Consider the following 18783-nt stretch of genomic DNA (forward strand, 5'->3'; position numbering starts at 1 on the left):
AGACTTATTTGGTAACGTCTGCCCCGAACCACTTCTCGGAGAGCGCCTTCAGGCTGCCGTCTTTTTGCATGTCAGCAATCGCGGAATCAATCGCTTTTACCAGGTCTTCGTTGCCTTTACGAATAGCCACGCCGGATTCCTGACGAGAGAACGCATCGCCCGCTACCGCCAGGGTATTGTTGGTTTTCTTCACCAGATCCAGCGCCGCCAGGCGGTCAACCAGAATGGCGTCGGTACGACCCACGCGCAGATCCTGGTATTTCGTCGGGTCATCATCATAGGTGCGGATATCCACGCCCTGAACGTTCTGGCGCAGCCACTCTTCGTAGTTGGTTCCCAGACCCACGCCGACTTTCTTACCTTTCAGGTCCGCAGCCGTTTTGATGGTGCCTTCGTTGCCTTTTTTCACCAGCGCCTGAATACCGGATACGGTGTACGGGGTGGAGAAGTCATATTTCTTCTTACGTTCGTCAGAGATGGTCACCTGGTTAATGACCACATCAATACGTTTGGAATCCAGCGACGCCAGCATACCGTCCCATTTGGTCGGTTTCAGGGATGCTTTCACGCCAAGGTGCTTCGCCAGCTCTTCAGCAAATTCCACTTCAAAACCGGTCAGCTTACCGTCATCGCCCTGGAAGCTGAACGGAGGATAGGTTCCCTCCAGCCCGACCAGCAGCGTACCGCGCTCTTTCACTTTATTCAGCAGGTTTTCTGCAGCGAACGTTTTCACGCTCATGCCCGCAACCAGCGCAACGGCCATAACACCCATCAGCGCCTGACGACCCAGAAGTGCAAATTTCATAAATACCCCGATATAGTGGAATTTTTACGTAGTGTAGAGAAATCGCCTGCAACGTCAAAGGCGACTGCGCTACATCTTATTCTTTTTTAATATATATCAGAAGTTGTTCCGGCGTGGGCTTTCTGCTTCACGGCACCCGGCATTTGTACCTTGTATTGCGCATACTTGCGCAGGGCAATACGGTAGTTGTTGGTGCTGGTCGCAGGCAGCCACGGCTCCAGATTCTCATCCAGATAACCGGTCTTGAGCAGATCGCGGGAAATATTGTTCACGGTCAGATGTTGGCCGAGGCGACGCAGGCGAACCACATATTCGCGAACGGTTCCGTGGCTCATCTCCGTTTGTTCAAACAGGAATTGTTTGAAGCCAATAATATCGAAGAAGTCGCTTTGCTCTTTGCAGTGGAGATCGCCACAGAAACGGCAAAGCGCCACCCACTCTTTTTGCTCTTCGAGCCATGCGGCTTCGTCCATCAGCGTGTCGAGGCGCGAAATCGCGATCTTATTGACGATTTCGCCACGGCGAACCAGCGTGATACGGTCGAGTAGCTTGTTACAGTGGGCGCAATGCGTCTGGCTGTGTTTAAAGTCTTTCAGGTAGCGGCTTAAAGGCCGTCTTTTAGATTGCTGCACCGTCATGATAACTCCTGGTTGTCAATACGTTGTGCGGCATTTTTCGGGTGAATTAATCACCTATAACTTACCCAGCTTGGTTCGTAAGCGTTTAATGGCCTGGCTGTGCAGCTGGCTTACCCGCGACTCTCCCACCTCCAGAACAGCGCCAATCTCTTTGAGGTTCAGCTCTTCCTGGTAATAAAGGGTTAACACCAGCTGTTCGCGTTCAGGCAGCGCTTCAATAGCCTCCATCACGCGATGGCGTAAATTCCCTTCCATTAAATGGTGTAACGGGTTTTCCTGCTGGTGCTCATCCGTCACCAGCTCGATGCTATCGCCATGCTCTTCGCGCCACTCGTCATAGGAGAAGAGTTGGCTATTATTGGTATCGAGCAACATCTGACGATACTCTTCAACAGCAATGCCAAGACGTTCCGCCACTTCAGTTTCCGTTGCGTTACGTCCCAGTTCCTGTTCCAGCTGCCCCATCGCATGCGCCACTTCGCGCGCGTTGCGGCGAACACTGCGCGGCACCCAGTCGCGGCTGCGCAGTTCGTCCAGCATCGCACCACGAATACGCTGAACTGCGTAAGTCGTAAATGCCGTTCCTTGCAGAGCGTCGTATCGGTCAACTGCATTTAATAACCCGATACCGCCCGCCTGTAGCAGATCGTCGAGTTCCACGCTCGCCGGCAAACGCACCTGGAGGCGCAATGCTTCGTGACGCACCAGTGGGACATAACGCTGCCACAGCGAGTGTTTATCCATTACACCTTCAGCGGTATAGAGTGAATTCACGATAAACAGCCCTGCGTTAGTTGAGTTATCGGCATGATTATCCGATTCTGCAGGGCGTTCAATTGGATGAATAGTGGGTAAAATGAGGGGTTATTTGAGGGTTACGGATGCATGTCCTTAAAACATGCATCCTGCATTACCAATATAATCAGCCTTTTTTGCACAGCAAGAATATGCTCGAACATAAATCCGGGTATTGATGGCCTAACTCGTAGCACCCCTCAAGGTATTGCTTAGAGATGATATCTGTCTGTAAAAGTTTGTCCCACTGGAAATTAGCAAGCGCCTTGAAGAAAATACCCGTCCGATAAACAACGTTAAGGCCTGCAAGACGGGCATCTCTCTCAAGCGTATCCAGAGAATAAGTGCAACGGTGACCGTGATGAAATTCAGCCTCCGTCACCGCACTATTATGCGAGATTAGCCCCATTTTAACGGCAATCTGTCGGGAGGCGGCATGTGCGTTAGGGCAGACCAAAAAAAGGTATCCGTCATCCGATAGCCACTCATTATTAATGCGTTTTAAGATCTTAACGGGATCATCGATGTGTTCCAGCACATGCGTGAGAATAATATTGTCATAGCGTTCCGGCAGTTCAACATCCTCAAAGCGGGAATGGACAAACGATACATTTTCACTCAGACGCTCGCTAGCGATAGCCATCGCCTCTGCCGAGGCTTCAACGCAGGTGATGGCGTTGAATTTTTCAGCAAGGCGTGCCGTAAAATCACCTTTAAAACTCCCCAGCTCAAGTAAATTACCCGGCCTAAAGAAAGGCGTAAATGCACGAATCATAAAAGGATGCATCACATCAAAATCAAAATTATAGGCATACTGGTGATCGGCTGTATCTTTGATTTCCTGATTGTAATCACGAAGAGTCATGTTGTTATCTCACTCTGCAAGTCATGGTTATCTTTGAGCCGCTTGAAACGCCGAAGGTAAATCCATGTTTTAGATATAAACGTTGCGCCGATGCATTATTCTCATCGACTTCAAGATTAATTTCAGCCACGCCCAGGCGCTGTAAATGTTCAATGCATTGAATTAAGAGCTGGCTGCCCAGGCCGCATTGCTGAGCGTCAGGCAAAACGGAAACATTGGTAATAAATCCCTGCTGACGCTCCGCGGTATAATAGGCAGCAACCAGCCCTGTGAGCGTATTGTTATGCCAGGCTTCGTGTCGCCATGCCCGGTCCACTATTTTTTGGGCATAGTCGTGTAACGCTATTACACCTGTGATTGAGGCAATAAAAAGCGGGTCACATCGATTAAAATGGACGACGATCTCCTCCGGCGTGGCGCGGTTCTGGCAGAACGCCCAGCGATTCATATCACCAGTTCCGCGAGGCCAAACCCGGCTTTGCCAAAAGCATTACCGTTATAAAGCAAATAGACTTTGTCATCGCAGCGGAAAAGATGCGGATAACACTGCATATCGCTGTCCCAGTCATCCACGGACGCCAGCGAGGCCATCTGGCTGTCATCGCGATGCCAGTGGTGTAAATCATCAGACCAGGCGTAGCCCAGACGGTAACCGCGCCCCTGACCGGTACGGAAATCGAAACACTCCCGGAAGCAAAAGACCATATGATACCGGCCGTTGATTTCAATCACCGTCGGTAGCGCCTGGCATTCGTCATCGCCCAGAACAGAAGGGATGATTTGCCTGCCGTCACGCTGCCAGTGAATGCCATCATTTGATTCCGCATGGGCAATTTTATAGATGCGATCCGGGACCGAATCCGGTGTGCGCTTTTTCCAGCCCGTGCCAAAGATGTACCACATATGGAAACGTTCACGGGTGTGGATAACAAAGGCGTCCCCCACCAGGTGCGGCTCGTGCAGCGAGGGGCCCATTACGGGGCCGGTGCCGATACGGGTGAAATGTTCGCCGTTATCGGTGCTGACAGCAAGCCCAATTGCCGTATCAACTGAGACCGAAACGCGGCGATTCCAACCCGTTGTCCAGGCCATAATTTTGTCTTCGTGACGCAGGACGTTGCAGGGGAAAATACCGTGCTCGTCGAATGTGCCCAGCTCAGCAGGTGCAATCACCGGCTCGGAACTGACGCGAAGCACCTCCCGCAAAGACTTATCCATATCCACATAGCAGACGCGGCTAATAAATTTTGCGGTATCTTCCTCCCGCTCACGCGTGGAGAAGTAGATACGGATAAAATCATCAAACACCAGCGCCTGCGGAGACTGGGCAAAACCAACCCCATTCGCCAGCGGAGGAAACTGTGACGGCGAATAGATAAGCCCATGCTTACGCCAGTTCAGGGTTAACATAATTTGCCCTCAAGTTGTGCCAGTCCAAAACCGTAGCGCCCTACCTGATCCCCCAGATAAGCCATATAAATCTTGCCATCCAGTTCGAAGACGTGCGGATAGCTGATCATCTCTGCATCCCATCCGGAGGCAGAAACGTCAATACCGGCTTTGCTATCATCACGGTGCCACGCGATCATATCCGTGCTCCACGCGTATCCGATGCGGTAACCGTTCTGTTTTCCGCGATAATGCGCGCTGTAGCGGTAGCAAAAAAACATGTGGTATTTGCCGTTGGCGTAAAACACATCCGGACTGGCCTGCGCCTCGTCCTCTTCTATACGGCTGGGGATCAGATCTTTATTCAGCTTCGTCCAGGTGATGCCATCCTCCGATGTCGCCATGCGAATCTTGTAGACCGGCTCAGCGCGGCCATCCACCCACTTCCATTTGCGCCCGGCAATATAAAAAAGCTGCCACTGGTTATTGAAGCGGCGAATTTTAGGCCCACTCATCACGAACGGCTCATCCGGCGAATAGCCGATTGCCGGCCCCGGCCCCGCTTTAACGAAGCTCTCCCCGTCGTCATGGCTTACCGACATGCCAATTGCTACGTTGAACGGCACGGATTCACACCGCGTCCAGCCTGCATACCAGGCTTTTACCACATCGTTATCGCGTATCACGGAGACGGGATAGGTACCAAACTCGTCAAATTCTCCGTATCCCCCCAGCGGGAGAATCGGTTCTCGGGCGAAACGCAACACCCGGAAGAGATCGTCCCGAGCCAAATCCACCCAGGCGGAATAGCTGACATATTTCCCCTGGTCATCGGCAGGCGGGCGGCACGAGAAGTAGACGCGCACGAAATCATCAAAGATCAGCGTCGCGGGGGCCTGCGCAAACTCTTTAAGCCATGGGAGATGGGTGACTTCCTGCGGGGTAAAGACCTTCCCCAATTTTTTCCATGTAAACATATTAAATTAACTCATAACCATGTTGCAGGCGACGAACCACCTCATCGCGAGGATTAAACATCATGACGTCAATAATCGACAGCCAGGGGATAAACGCCGCGTCAGAATGCGGATAGTCCCATGGCTGCGGCTGTATAAATTGCAGTTTCAGCCCGCGATCGACGAAGTCCTGCCGGGAATAGAGCGCCATACCACCCGGGGGATTAATATACGTACGGGCGTTCATCACCTGACAAATATCAATGACGCGATCCTGGGACTTTAAGGCGTGATTCGCCGGTAACGAAGACGAAACAATCAGCTCGCAGGATAAGCCGAAATAATCCCTCAACCCGATCAGCCCCTGCCACAAATACTCAAAAAGGTTATCGCTCGGGTTCTGAATAATGTCCTCAACTACCGGCATAACCGCGGAATACCAGGGCGCGTGGCGGTACGCACCCGCAATCTGGTTGCACAGCTTGTTGCGGTCAAACGCAGCCGAGAGCTGCCGCGCCCGGATATCCAGAAAGTCGGAGTCTTTTTTTAACGGCAGCGAGATTAACGACTCCGCGCCGCGAGCCTGGATGCGGTTACGGTTAATCCACCCTTTTTTCGTGTACTTGATGTTGTCATACACCACGAACGCATCCACTGCCGCCATCAGCTGGAAATAGCCGCAGTACGGGAAAAAATAGGGCTGCATAATCGCCAACTTCATCGGTTTCCCTTCCTATCCATTAACGACCAGCGCTGGTTCTGCCGCACGGGCCGCATCAATAAACAAGTCCTGGATAATCTCAATAATGCGACGCTGATCTGCCACTGGCAGGCCTGGATAAATTGGCAGACAGAGCACCGCATGTGAAATTTCATCAGCCACCGGGAGATGTTGCGCATTCGCCGTCGGGAAGTGGCGATACATTGGGAATGCGCTGATCAGCGGATAGAAATAGCGCCGGGCATAAATATTATGCTTGCGCAGCTCCGCATAGATGGCATCCCGGCTTACCGCGGAATCTGCGCGAATAAGCACCGGAAAATAGGAGTAATTCCATTCAATATTGTCGGCAGGCTTAATGTATTCCAGCGCAGGGAGCGTGGAATCAAGCAGTTCAACGTAGCGTTGATAGATGATGGCACGTTCCTCTAACGCGCTATCAATATAGTTCAGCTGCAGCAGCCCCATCGCCGCCTGGACTTCATTCATTTTGGCGTTAATACCCGGCGCCATCACAATGGTTTCATCGGCAAAACCAAAATTTTTAAGGTAATCGATACGCTGCTTGGTTTTGGCATCATGGCAAATAATGGCTCCCCCTTCGAAGGTATTAAATACCTTCGTGGCGTGGAAGCTCAGCACGGACAAATCACCGTAATTGAGGATGCTGGCGTTATCCTGTTTGACACCAAAACAGTGGGCCGCATCGTAAATCACCTTCAGGCCATAGGTATCGGCTATTTTCTGGATGCGCTCCATGTCGCAGGGAATGCCATAGCAGTGGACCGGCATGATGGCCGTTGTTTTAGGCGTAATCAGCTCTTCAATGCGGTCCGGATCGATATTAAAGGTAACAGGGTCGATATCGGCAAAGACTGGCGTTAAATCATTCCAAAGCAGGCTATGAGAGGTGGCAACAAAGGAGTACGGCGTAGTGATCACTTCGCCGGTAATACGTAATGTCTGAAGCGCCGTCAGCAGGGCAAGCGTGCCGTTGGAGAACAGGCAGACATGCTTCACGCCCAGATACGCGGCCAGCGCCTCTTCCAGCTGCTGATGGAATTGCCCGCTGTTAGTCAAAATTTTACTTTCCCACAAGGTCTCCAGGTAAGGGATGAACTCCTCAAGTGGCGGAAGAAGTGGACTGGTAACGTAGACATTTTTCATAAGTTAATCCTCAGTACCTGATACCCGGAAACTGCAAGGTGCCTCATCAGCACACCATTTTCGCCAGGCCTCACGAAGGGCCTGCTGGAAAGGAATCGCTACGTTGCTCTGGCCCTGCGGTGGGATTGTGCTCCGCATGTTCTGGCGCAAGGCATTGAGGGTTTCCAGGCGGGTTTGCCAGCTAACGGCTTTGTTGAAATAGTCCTGCTGACTTTCCGCCACAAATTCATCCAGCCCGTAGATATGCATGATCTCCAGCCCCTGCCGCGCGGGATACGTTGCCCCTGCCAGGGTCAGCGTCGGAACGCCCATCCATATGCCATGACTGGTGGTTGTGCCCCCGTTGTATGGGAAGGAATCAAGCAGCATGTCTACCTCATGGTGCATATGAAGATAGGCCTCCAGCCCCGTGGTTTTACGGAAAATAAGCTGCTCATCCGACACGCCCAGCGCATGAAGCTTTTTGCGGTAGCGGGCGATCATCGCATCGTCATCCATAAAACCAATCAGCAAGCGCGACGTAGCGTTATGCAACAGAATGCGCGCCCATAGCGCAAAGACCTGATCATTCAATTTCTTAGGGCGGTTGAAGCTACCGTAGGTAAACCATCCGTTCTTCAGGGCTGGCAGCGCATTGACCTCAGGGCTGGAGGCATCCGGCTCGAAGAAATTATCGAGTGGGATTGCGATCAGCTTTTCGGTGAACTGAGCATCTATCGCAGCATTCCTGACGAATCCGGTGCTGATAATGCGGTAATCCATCTGCTGCATCCCGGTCGTGCCCGGATAGCCGAGCCAGGTGATTTGCACCGGCGCAGGCTTAAAGGCAAATGCGGGTAAACGCGTGCCGGTGGTGTGGCCCGAAAGGTCAAAAAGAATATCGATCCCGTCGCTGTGGATCTGTTTTGCCAGCTCAACGTTATTGAGATGGGTAACGGATAACCACTTCGCGGAGGTGTTACGGAAGTGATCCGTAACAACATCATCTTTGTCCAGCGTGCTATATCCGTAGAGGGAGAACCGCTTCCGATCCATGCCGTCCCAGAACGGGCGTAGAAAGCGGCTTACGGGATGGTTACGAAAATCTCCGGACACAAAGCCTACGCGCAGCGGCCGCTCAGGATCCTTGCTACCCTGCCACGGCAGCGACAGGTCGAATTTTTTCGCCCACGCGGCAACCAGCTCGCCATAGGCAAGATGGCGTTCGAAGAGCACGTCCGGGGAGATGGAAAAGTCGTGAGTAAGAACAAACAGCAGGCTGGTGAAACAGTCAAAATCACCCGGCGCAAACTCAAGCGATTTCTCGAGGAAATAGCGTGCTTCCGTCAGTTTCTGATTGTCACTCAAAATGATGCCCATCATCGCAAGGTGCAGTGGGTTCGTGGCGTTATAGCGCAAAGACTCCCTTGCACAGCGTTCAGCCATGGCCATATTTCGACGCGCGTGATAAACCACCGCCAGCGTGTTCCAGAATGACGCGTTATGTTTATTCAGCCGCAGCAGCGCCTGCAGGATCCGGGCGGCATAATGCAGCTCGCCCTTTTTCTGCAGCACGGTTGCCAGATCAAACCAGATATCCTGACCGGCAGCGTAGCGGCTCATGAGCTGACAGAGTGCCGACAGCGCTTCATCCCAGTCGCCTATCAGCAGGCAGGCGCGAGAGGCGCAGCGAAGCATATGCAGATTATCGGGGTCTTTTTCAATCAGTCCCGCAATGTAGTCACGCGCGTCTTTCGCCAGACCTGCAGCAATCAGAGCATTTACCTTTTGGTAGATCAGGTCGATGGCGGGATCCTGTTCATCCTTCTCCCCTGCCATGTTCTGTCCGTCCGCCAGTAAACCGCCCTGTTGCGGCCCGACGTTGAGCAGTAAAAGCGTCTCAATGCTGCGTTTGAGGTTATCAACATCCCCCAGCCGCAGAAAATGCTGCTGCGCTTTGCGCCACGCTTGAGGACTGCCTTTTAACAAGCCTTTCGCTTTCAGCGCAGAAAAATACTCGCTGCTACTGGACCGATTCACATCCATGCCCGCGGTCACGAACTCTCGCTCGCCCTCACTGAGGGTTACATGCTCCCCCCAGAGATTAAGCGTGACCTCAGCGTTTTCTCCTACCGGAAGGGGAGCAATTAGCGTGAGCTCGTTTTCAGTCTGAGCATTGTATGGCCCCGGTGAACCCGCCCAGTGCAGTCCCGGAATTTGATTGAGAAAGAGATCTTTCAGAGACTCCAGCACGTGCTGGGCGACATCCTCCTCTTTTTCGGGAAGACGAGCGTTGAATACCAGTTGTTCAAACGAGAGGCTCAGCGGCCATGCGCCACCAAGCAGATCGAGAATGTGCAGCGTTGTGGGATTTTGCGTCGAGAAAAACTTCCCTTCCGCGTTGGTATGAGCATTAACGACCTCGCCGCGATCGTTTTGGCAGCGTCTGAAATCACCCGCCCAGTGCAGCGTATTTAACCGGGTAAAATCCAGTGCTGTCGCGTTAACGACATCATCACGGGAAAGGAGGCTGACGCGTTCGCGACGGTTGACGGCAAAATCAAGGTATTGCTGAGCAGCGGTCGACGCCTGCCCCGATGACACCAGCGTATGCAGCTGGTGAATGTGCTCGCTAACGCTCTCCCCGCTTTCGTACTGAGGAACGGCGTCCCCCACATAGCGCAACCCGTATGAGGTGAGGCTCTCGATAAATTGATTGAAATGAGCGGAAGTCAGCGTGGCGCGTGCCATAACGTCGATAAGGACGGCGTCTTCAGCGCGTTCCATCGCAAGCACATGCTGTTTGATTTCGCCTTCCGGCTGGGTCAATGCCAGATAGCTGAGCATGCCCCGAGCGAACGCAACCTTCTCTTCAGGCCGATCCGCAAGACGCGCATGGAAAGCCAACGCATCCTGAACATATTCAGCCGCAGATTCTGGGGGGGTAAAGACCTGATGGAAGGCAATGATGCCCTGCGCTGAAAGGTGCCGACGACACCACTGTAGCAACGCGTCTCGCTCTGCCATGTCAGCAGGAGTAAAGTTCCCGCGAATCAGAATGTAATCGAACTCTCCCGGTGACACGCTCAGCACGTCGTTAAGCCCTGCCGCAACCAGTTCGATCTGGGTGATACCCAGACGCTGCGCCTGTCGTTGCCCCTCGGCAATAGCGTTTTCGCTGAGATCGATACCAATCCCGACACAGCCTGGCCAGGCCAGAGCGGCGGATAACAACGCATCACCTTGCCCACAGCCTAAATCAAGGACGCGCGCACTCGCCGGCGCCCCGGCATGGAACTGATACAGGGCAGCTGCGGCCTGTAAACCCGATAGCGTGAATCGATTATCTGGATACAACATTCAGAGAGAGTTCCGTGATTTCAGGGTTAACAAAAATAGGTTTGTTGCATCGCGGCTTTATAGTTTTGATACGCTTCGCCGCCTGATTTTTGCGTGGTCACTGTCCAGCTGAACGTGTCGTCGGTGTAGCGAATGTCGATCAGTTTCTCCAGCGGCTCGCGATGAACGGCCATCTGCTCAACCGCAGGCAGCGCATCAAGAGAAACTGACAGTGCGACCTGGTCGAGGAACCATTCCGCGTTGCCGCGGCGTAAATTCCAGTCAATGAAGGTCGCAACAAGCGACAGATATTTACGTGAAAGCGCGCCCGGCGACGTATAGACAAAGCCTGCGGGAACCTGCTCCCACGGCGGTGCGCCGTTGCTGTACGAGAGGACAATCTCACTCTGCGGGAAATGTTGCTTTATATCGGCCCAGTTCTTACGAACCAGACAATCCGCATCAAGTACCATAACCGGCGCGGTGAATACGCTCAGCGCATAGCTGAGGAAAACAAAACGCCTTGAGGCGTACCAGACGTTGATACCAAAAACGGGTGCAATCTTTTCAGACGTCGCGGAAATCACCATGCCGGGAAAACGCTGTTGCAGCGAATGAACGTGCGCTAATGTCTCATCATCAGGGTTATAAAGATGCAGATGGACGTTAAGCTGGTCGCCGTTGGTGTGGTAGATCGACCCTAACAGCGTCAGGGCGTGATCGAAATAATAGCGCTTGTCACAGGCAACAAGAACCGTGGTTTTTCCATTTTCCTGGGCAGGGATAAGCCATTCGTAGTGCGAAAAATCAGGCTCGTAATCAGTCATTTTCAATGCGGAAAAATCGATGAACGATTCAGGGCAGCCACCCAGCTTATGAATTCCCATGACGATCATCATCATGGTGAACGCATCTTCACCAATATGTTCAGGATTGGCGGTCAGCTGCTGAATAAGGGTCTGCATCTGATTAAAGTCATCTTCCATCAGACACACTAGCAGCAATATTTTCATCACGGCCGGGGATGGGTTGACCACCGCGTAGTAATTTGAAATCAGGAATAGCGCGGCCTCAATTTCGTTAATGCGAAAGAAGACCTGAATACCCGCCACCAGAAGATTAATGCTGTCGTCGTGCTGGATTGCCTCGACGACCCAGCCGGTAATGGTGTCGCTCAGCTCTTTCGAAAATGGCGTTGGCTTACCTTGATTTTTAAAATCAAACGCGGCGTTTGCGGCAGCAATCGCGCACAGCATGCGCTTAACGGCGAGTTCTTTATGCGCATCCAGATCGGTCGTTGCATCCATGATCTGGGGTTCGAGCGTGGAAATATCAGAATTTTTATAGTGCAGGATTTCGGTCACGATGTGCGCAGGCAATGCATCCGTTTCTGGCAAAAAAATTAGCCGCGAAAATTCGTCACGGTAAAACTGATGCAGCGATCGTGTACGCTCGAACTTGTTCATCCCGATTCTCTTAGTCAGATTGCGATTCTCACCCATCGTACAAGGGAATATTCGGGATAATGGAAGGAACACCCCCGGGAATAAGGGCTTATTTCGGAGATTGTCTGGCGGGTAAAAAAAAGGTTGCTGTTTCCAGCAACCTTTTGTGAAACAGGCGCGGCGATTAACGCAGCAGGGACAGCATAGCCTGTGGCACCTGGTTTGCCTGAGACAGTACGGAAGTACCAGCCTGCTGCAGGATCTGCGCGCGAGACATGTTGGAAACTTCGGTAGCGTAGTCAGCGTCCTGGATACGGGACTGAGCAGCAGACAGGTTGTTGATAGAGTTGTTCAGGTTGTTGATGGTAGATTCGAAACGGTTCTGAATCGCACCCATGTTAGAACGCGCGGTATCAATTTTCGCGATTGCAGCATCAGCAGCAGAGATAACAGCCTGTGCAGAGGCGTTATCGGAGATTGCAGTGCTCAGGCCAGCGCTCAGAGTACCAGAGGTTGCGTTGATCAGCGCGTTGCTGTCGATAGAGATGGTATCGTTAGCAGAAGTACCAGCACCAACCTGAATTTTCAGCGCGGTAGATACGGAACCGTCCAGCAGTTTCTTACCGTTGAAGTTAGCTGAGCCCGCGATACGGTCGATTTCAGCCAGACGCTGAGTGATTTCAGTGTTTACAGAAGTCAGGTCAGAAGAACCGTTGGTGTCGGTAGCAGCCTGAACAGACAGCTCACGAATACGCTGTAAGTTGGTGTTGATTTCGTTCAGGTTACCTTCAGCAGTCTGAACCAGGGAGATACCGTCGTTAGCGTTACGCGCCGCCTGGGTCATACCTTTAACCTGGGAGGTCATGCGGTTAGCAATCGCCTGGCCAGCAGCGTCATCTTTCGCGCTGTTGATACGCAGACCAGAGGACAGACGCTCGATAGCAGTGCCCAGAGAAGACTGAGATTTGTTCAGGTTGTTCTGAGTGGTCAGGGACAACAGGTTAGTATTGATAACTGCCATAATTTAATTCCTTCAAAAATGGTTTCTAGGGTCGGTGCCTTAACACTCACGGCGTCTCTCACCGTCATGAAAGTTATCGACGGGTCTGAATAAGACTTTAGAATTTTCGTCAAAAAAATATTAACCATTTGATATTGATGAATTTTTAATTATTAAAACCCGTTAAAGCCTCCCTTCGCGGCCCCTTTTTTAGAAAATGATTGAGGGTTTTATCCTTCACGCATTTTTCTTTTATATATGCCTCTCACGCGTCAATACTGCTATATGACCGTAAGGTTAAGCGCTATTCAGTCGATAATTTTTTTACCTGAAACGTAAACTATCCGCATAAGTCGCCGATAACTACCTGAAACTACCATTGGCTAAAGGAAATAAAAAAATGGCGAGTAGCTCAATCACTCTCTCTTCAGGCGCAACAATTACGAGTCTGGGCGTCGGTTCAGGTCTGGATCTGGCAACACTGTATAACAACCTCGAAACGGCTGAAAAAACCAAGCTGAACACCATTACCAAACAGCAGACCTCTTATAATGCCCAGCTGAGCGCGTTCAGTAAGCTGCAAAGCGCCATGACGTCACTGAATACCGCCACTGCTGCCTTGGGTAAAACGGATACCTGGAACGCAGCTTCGATTGGCTCGACCAACACCGCCTTTAGCGCCACCACCACGGCCGGTGCCGCGGTAGGCTCCTATAGCGTGCAGGTAAAATCGCTGGCAAAAGCCCAGGTTTTAACCTCTGACGTACAGACCAGCGCCACCGCGCAGCTGGGTGCGACAACCGGCACAACGCGCAATATTACTATTACTCAGCCAGGCACCACCAAGCCGCTGAGTGTCGATCTTGCCGACGGCGACACCAGCCTGAACGGGATTGCTAACGCGATTAACAAGGCCAACGGCAACGTCACGGCAACCGTAGTGAAGTCGAAAGACAACCAGTACACCTTAATGTTGTCCTCCAAAACTACCGGCACGGCAAACGACATGACGGTTACGGTGACCGGTGACGACACGTTAAAAGGCATTATTAGCTACGACTCATCGACGAATACCGGTGCGATGAATCAGCAAACCGCATCAAAAAATGCCGTGGTAACCATTAATGACATCGACATTGAACGTTCGACTAACACGATTAATGACGCGCTGCCGGGCGTTACTCTGACGCTGAAGTCAGAAAGCACCAAGAGCGAGAATCTGGACGTTACCCGTTCAACCGATGCCACTAAAAAAGCCGTTACGGACTGGGTCACCGCCTATAACTCCCTGCAGTCGACCATCGCCAGCATCACTAAATATGTGAAGGTGGAAGCCGGGGCCGATCAGTCTGGCAGCAACGGTGCGCTGCTGGGTGATAACACGGTGCGTTCTGTTCAGTCGCAGCTGCGCGATATGTTAACCGTCGTCCAGTCTGGCTCCTACTCGATCATGGCCCAGCTCGGTATCACTCAGGATCCAACCGTCGGTGCCGACGGCTCAATGGGTAACCTGAAAATCGACGATACCAAGCTGACGAAAGCGTTGACCGACAGCCCGGAAGCCGTCCAGGCCTACTTTGTAGGTGATGGTAAAACAACCGGTCTGGCCACGCAGATGGGCGCAACGCTGACCACCATGCTCAGTACGACCACCGGTAAAGAAGGGATTATCAAAAGCGCCACTGACGGTATCAACTCCACGTTGAAAACGTTAGATAAGCGTTACGACGCAATGGAAGCGAGCATCGAAGCCACAATGGCCCGTTATAAATCCCAGTTCAACAGTCTTGATACCATGATGAGTAAACTGAACAACACGGCCACCTACCTGAAACAGCAATTCAGTTCTTAGTCGTAAGGAACGTATATGTATGCACAAAATGGCGCCCGAGCTTATCAGCAGGTCGGGCTGGAAAGCGCGGTGCTAAGTGCCAGTCCGCATCAACTTGTCGTTATGCTGTTCGACGGGGCACTTAGTGCCCTTGTCCGCGCGCGTCTTTTCCTGGACGAAGGTAAAATCACCGAGAAGGGTGAAGCCTTATCGAAGGCAATTAATATCATCGATAATGGTTTAAAAGCCGGTCTGAATATGGAAATCGACAGTGAACTGCCGGGCAATCTTGCCGCCCTGTACGACTACATGGTCAGACGCTTGTTGCATGCGAATCTGCGTAATGACGTGGAGGCGATTGTCGAGGTAGAAGCGCTGCTCAATAACATTGCGGATGCGTGGAAACACATTGGTCCCAATGGTTCTTCTTCTCAGGAAATCTTTTGATGAATAATCCAGCGACCGCACTCGATAACTGGCAGGCCCTCTATAACCTCAGCCTCACCATGCTAAAACATGCTCGTTCCGGTCTCTGGGACGAGCTCATTACGCTTGAGATTACCTATGTTCAGCTGGTAGAGAACATTTCCAAAAACCCGATTTCAGAGGCTCATCCCTCGCAAATTGAGCAAGCACGCTTTTTACTCGAAAAGGCCCTGCAAAATGAGACCGAGCTAAAAACGCTTCTTGCCGCGCGCATGGATGAACTGCGCAGCCTGATTGATCAAACCGGTAAACAGCAATCCATCACTTCTACCTATGGAAAGCTGTCGGGGAATATTCTTTATCCAGAAAGTTTGACCCGCGACACACAATTATGATTTCTTCATCCATACTCCAGAAGTCAGCCATACGGCTTCTGGAGCAAGGATGATGAAAAACCCCACCCTGTTACAATGTTTTCACTGGTATTACCCCGCTGGCGGTGAGTTGTGGCCAGAGGTCACGGCGTTAGCCCCCAATCTTAACGAAATCGGCATCAACATGATCTGGCTGCCCCCCGCCTATAAGGGTGCATCCGGCGGGTATTCTGTTGGCTATGATTCGTACGACCTGTTCGATCTCGGCGAGTTTGACCAGAAAGGCAGCGTTGCCACCAAATACGGCGATAAAGCACAGCTGCTGGAGGCCATCGCCGCCCTCAAAAGCAACGACATTGCCGTTCTGCTGGACGTGGTGGTCAATCACAAAATGGGCGCCGATCAGAAGGAATCTGTGCGCGTTCAGCGCGTCAACGAGCAGGACCGCACGCAAATCGACGATGAAGTCATCGAGTGTGAAGCCTGGACCCGCTACACCTTCCCTGTCCGCGCCGGGCAATATTCGCAGTTCATCTGGGATTACAAATGCTTCAGCGGCGTCGACCATATAGAAAACCCCGATGAAGACGGCATCTTTAAAATCGTCAATGACTACACCGGCGAAGGCTGGAACGACCAGGTTGATGATGAGATGGGTAACTTCGATTATCTGATGGGCGAGAATATCGATTTTCGCAATCACGCCGTGACCGAAGAGATCAAATACTGGGCCCGTTGGGTGATGGAACAGACGGGATGCGACGGTTTTCGCCTGGACGCGGTGAAACACATTCCCGCCTGGTTTTACAAAGAGTGGATTGAACACGTTCAGGAGGTCGCCGACCAGCCGCTGTTTATCGTGGCGGAATACTGGTCTCACGAGGTGGATAAACTTCAGGCCTATATTGACCAGGTCGAGGGCAAAACCATGCTCTTTGACGCCCCCCTGCAGATGAAATTCCACGAGGCGTCACGCCAGGGGCGGGATTACGACATGAGCCAAATCTTTACCGGTACGCTGGTGGAAGCCGATCCGTTTCATGCGGTCACCCTCGTCGCGAACCACGACACCCAACCTCTGCAGGCGCTGGAAGCACCGGTCGAAGCCTGGTTTAAACCGCTGGCCTACGCGCTGATCCTGCTGCGGGAAAATGGCGTACCGAGCGTCTTTTATCCCGATCTCTTCGGCGCCAGCTATGACGACGCGGGAGGAGACGGTGAAACGTACCATATTGACATGCCGGTCATTGAGCAGCTTCACGAGCTGATCCTCGCTCGTCAGCGTTTTGCCCACGGCGTGCAGACGCTGTTTTTTGACCATCCTAACTGCATCGCCTTCAGCCGAAGCGGCACCGATGACGATCCCGGCTGCGTGGTGGTGATGTCGAACGGAGACGACGGCGAGAAGGTGATTTGTCTTGGGGAAAACTACGGCAACAAAACGTGGCGTGATTTTCTCGGCAATCGCGAAGAAACGGTCACCACGGCAGCGGATGGCGAAGGCACCTTTACCTGCAAAGGGGGAAGCGTGAGCGTGTGGGTCATTGAGGATGCGTTGTAGTACTGGAAAAGTGTGGGCTGATGCCCTCACCCCGTCCCTCTCCCTATGGCTGAGGGATCCCCTGTAATTTCTCAACCGAAAGCGATGAATGTTGCTTCAGGAAAATGAATGGCTTACAGCGATGCCCTGGTCCGGCTGTAAATCGCCGAAGCGTTTCCGTAAGGCCGGGGCGAGGCGCAGGGATGCGCCGAGAGGGCATGGCCTGCAGGGATGCAGGCTCATGCCCGACCCGATAGCCTGAAGGAATAAGCTGAGGGCACCGCGAAGCGGCGATTTACCGCCGGGAGCCCGGGTCGCCAGGGTGGTGGCGAGTGAGCCACCCTGGCACGTTCACAGGTATTGTCGTTACAGAGTAGCAAGGAACATAAAGTGAACGGAATAACCTCCACAGCCGTATGTCCCCCTCACCCCAGCCCTCTCCCTCAAGGGAGAGGGGGCGTCTGTGCAGGTATTATTTTGTGGGGATCCCTCAGCCCACAGGGAGAGGGCGCAAACAGCAAAAACGGCTACGGAAGTTTACTCTCCAGCGGATTCTTGCTCAGGTAATCGGCGCACTCAACCGTTGGACGGTCGACCTTCTGCAGCTCCATTCCGTCGTACTCCAGCACAGAGCCATCGCGCTCCAGCGGATAGATATCCAGCTTGCGGGTCACGTTGTAATAGCTGTCTGAACGCAGCATGATTTTACCCGGCACGGCAATTACGCGCTGCCACTGACGGCAGTCCAGCGTATCGCCCTCCTCCGTCACCACCAGCGTGGCAATCGCCTCCGGGCTGACCATTTTGCTCTGCGGCCCTTTCGACTGCCAGTATCCCGCCAGATGCGCCGGGACAGGATGCTTGATCACATCCTGATAGTTATCCACCTGAACGCATCCGGTCAGTGCCAGCAGCGCGCCAGCAATTGCTATTTTTTTCATCATCTTTCCTGCATTCGAAGAAAAAAATATTGTGGCATTAAAGCGCTAAGGCTGCCAGCGAAGATCGACAGGCGTTAAACCTGCATCCCCATCACTTCCTGATAGGCCGACACCAGCTTGTTACGCACCTGGATCCCCATCTGCAGGGAAACCGAGGCTTTTTGCAAATCGGTCATGACGTCATTCAGCGCCACGCCCGGCTCGCCGAGGGTGAACTTCTCTGCCTGGGTGCGCGCGGCGGTTTGGGTATCACTGATACGGTCAAGCGCGGCATGCAGTTGCCCTGCAAAGCTGATGCTCGGTTGTTGATCTGCCACATTCTGATTACGGGCCGTCATCGCCGTCGCCTGCAGCTGACTGATTACCCCTTCAATACCCTGAATAGCCATGACTCTCCCCTGGATGGTTTTTTACGCGGTCAAGACTAACAGCTTGTCAATAAGATAATGGCGGTAAATAGCGTTAAAAAACCAGGTTATTTGACGCATAGAAAATCACGAATCATCAAATAATGGCAGGGCCATCAATATGGAACTTTTGTCGTGTTTGCCGACCCGGGAGTCAGTTTTGTT

Annotated in this window: 18 protein-coding genes; 4 read left to right on the plus strand and 14 right to left on the minus strand. The window is 52.5% G+C overall.

All coding sequences use genetic code 11. The annotated features are described in order from the left end of the window. Positions 1-4: 4 nt before the first annotated feature. From tcyJ to M2433_RS09925, 12 genes are all read right to left on the minus strand, one after another. Positions 5-805, minus strand: a complete 801-nt coding sequence (gene tcyJ / locus M2433_RS09870) for a cystine ABC transporter substrate-binding protein (protein ID WP_182405549.1) — start codon at positions 803-805, stop codon at positions 5-7. An 86-nt stretch (positions 806-891) separates the two neighbouring features. Next, entirely contained in the window at positions 892-1443 is a 552-nt protein-coding gene (fliZ, locus tag M2433_RS09875; protein ID WP_025759916.1) for a flagella biosynthesis regulatory protein FliZ, read from the minus strand. Positions 1444-1497: 54 nt separating this feature from the next. Continuing rightward, complete coding sequence (locus tag M2433_RS09880) at positions 1498-2217, minus strand: RNA polymerase sigma factor FliA (protein WP_059310219.1); 720 nt, start codon at positions 2215-2217, stop codon at positions 1498-1500. Positions 2218-2365: 148 nt separating this feature from the next. Beyond that, positions 2366-3103: a class I SAM-dependent methyltransferase gene (locus M2433_RS09885; RefSeq protein WP_429054641.1), complete on the minus strand. Its 738-nt coding sequence runs from the start codon at positions 3101-3103 to the stop codon at positions 2366-2368. A gap of 4 nt (positions 3104-3107) precedes the next feature. Next, on the minus strand, positions 3108-3551 hold the full coding sequence (locus M2433_RS09890) for a GNAT family N-acetyltransferase (RefSeq protein ID WP_429054639.1): 444 nt from the start codon (positions 3549-3551) through the stop codon (positions 3108-3110). Beyond that, positions 3548-4513 carry a hypothetical protein gene (locus M2433_RS09895; RefSeq protein ID WP_429054637.1) on the minus strand — a complete coding sequence of 322 codons (966 nt, stop codon included), beginning with the start codon at positions 4511-4513 and terminating at the stop codon, positions 3548-3550. Before M2433_RS09895 ends, M2433_RS09890 begins: the two co-directional genes overlap by 4 nt. Then, positions 4507-5469 (minus strand): glycosylase, encoded by a 963-nt coding sequence (locus M2433_RS09900; protein ID WP_429054636.1) that lies wholly within the window; start codon positions 5467-5469, stop codon positions 4507-4509. The genes M2433_RS09895 and M2433_RS09900 overlap by 7 nt, the downstream gene beginning before the upstream one ends. Position 5470: 1 nt before the next feature. Then, entirely contained in the window at positions 5471-6169 is a 699-nt protein-coding gene (locus M2433_RS09905) for a WbqC family protein (protein ID WP_429054634.1), read from the minus strand. Between the two features lie 12 nt (positions 6170-6181). Next, positions 6182-7336, minus strand: a complete 1155-nt coding sequence (locus tag M2433_RS09910; protein WP_429054633.1) for a DegT/DnrJ/EryC1/StrS family aminotransferase — start codon at positions 7334-7336, stop codon at positions 6182-6184. A 3-nt stretch (positions 7337-7339) separates the two neighbouring features. Then, on the minus strand, positions 7340-10675 hold the full coding sequence (locus tag M2433_RS09915; protein ID WP_429054631.1) for a methyltransferase domain-containing protein: 3336 nt from the start codon (positions 10673-10675) through the stop codon (positions 7340-7342). Between the two features lie 26 nt (positions 10676-10701). After that, on the minus strand, positions 10702-12120 hold the full coding sequence (locus M2433_RS09920; protein ID WP_429054630.1) for a hypothetical protein: 1419 nt from the start codon (positions 12118-12120) through the stop codon (positions 10702-10704). A gap of 163 nt (positions 12121-12283) precedes the next feature. After that, a complete protein-coding gene (locus tag M2433_RS09925; protein WP_249428001.1) occupies positions 12284-13120 on the minus strand; it encodes a flagellin in 837 nt (278 codons plus the stop codon). A gap of 379 nt (positions 13121-13499) precedes the next feature. Here M2433_RS09925 and fliD point away from each other — a divergent pair, with 379 nt between their 5' ends. Genes fliD through amyA form a run of 4 tightly spaced genes read left to right on the plus strand, consistent with a single transcriptional unit; the run spans position 13500 to position 17291 of the window. After that, positions 13500-14951, plus strand: coding sequence for a flagellar filament capping protein FliD (gene fliD / locus M2433_RS09930; RefSeq protein WP_429054628.1), 1452 nt, complete (start codon positions 13500-13502; stop codon positions 14949-14951). A 15-nt stretch (positions 14952-14966) separates the two neighbouring features. Beyond that, positions 14967-15377 carry a flagellar export chaperone FliS gene (gene fliS, locus M2433_RS09935; protein ID WP_223560900.1) on the plus strand — a complete coding sequence of 137 codons (411 nt, stop codon included), beginning with the start codon at positions 14967-14969 and terminating at the stop codon, positions 15375-15377. Continuing rightward, a complete protein-coding gene (gene fliT / locus M2433_RS09940) occupies positions 15377-15751 on the plus strand; it encodes a flagella biosynthesis regulatory protein FliT (RefSeq protein ID WP_264437935.1) in 375 nt (124 codons plus the stop codon). Before fliS ends, fliT begins: the two co-directional genes overlap by 1 nt. A gap of 52 nt (positions 15752-15803) precedes the next feature. Next, a complete protein-coding gene (amyA, locus tag M2433_RS09945) occupies positions 15804-17291 on the plus strand; it encodes an alpha-amylase (RefSeq protein ID WP_429054692.1) in 1488 nt (495 codons plus the stop codon). 506 nt (positions 17292-17797) lie between these two features. Here amyA and yedD read toward each other — a convergent pair. Then, positions 17798-18211, minus strand: a complete 414-nt coding sequence (gene yedD / locus M2433_RS09950) for a lipoprotein YedD (RefSeq protein ID WP_025759923.1) — start codon at positions 18209-18211, stop codon at positions 17798-17800. Between the two features lie 74 nt (positions 18212-18285). Further along, on the minus strand, positions 18286-18600 hold the full coding sequence (gene fliE, locus M2433_RS09955) for a flagellar hook-basal body complex protein FliE (RefSeq protein WP_008500329.1): 315 nt from the start codon (positions 18598-18600) through the stop codon (positions 18286-18288). Positions 18601-18783 lie beyond the last annotated feature (183 nt).

Source organism: Enterobacter sp. AC1 (assembly GCF_050434705.1).
In the GTDB taxonomy this organism is placed as follows: domain Bacteria; phylum Pseudomonadota; class Gammaproteobacteria; order Enterobacterales; family Enterobacteriaceae; genus Enterobacter; species Enterobacter cloacae_L.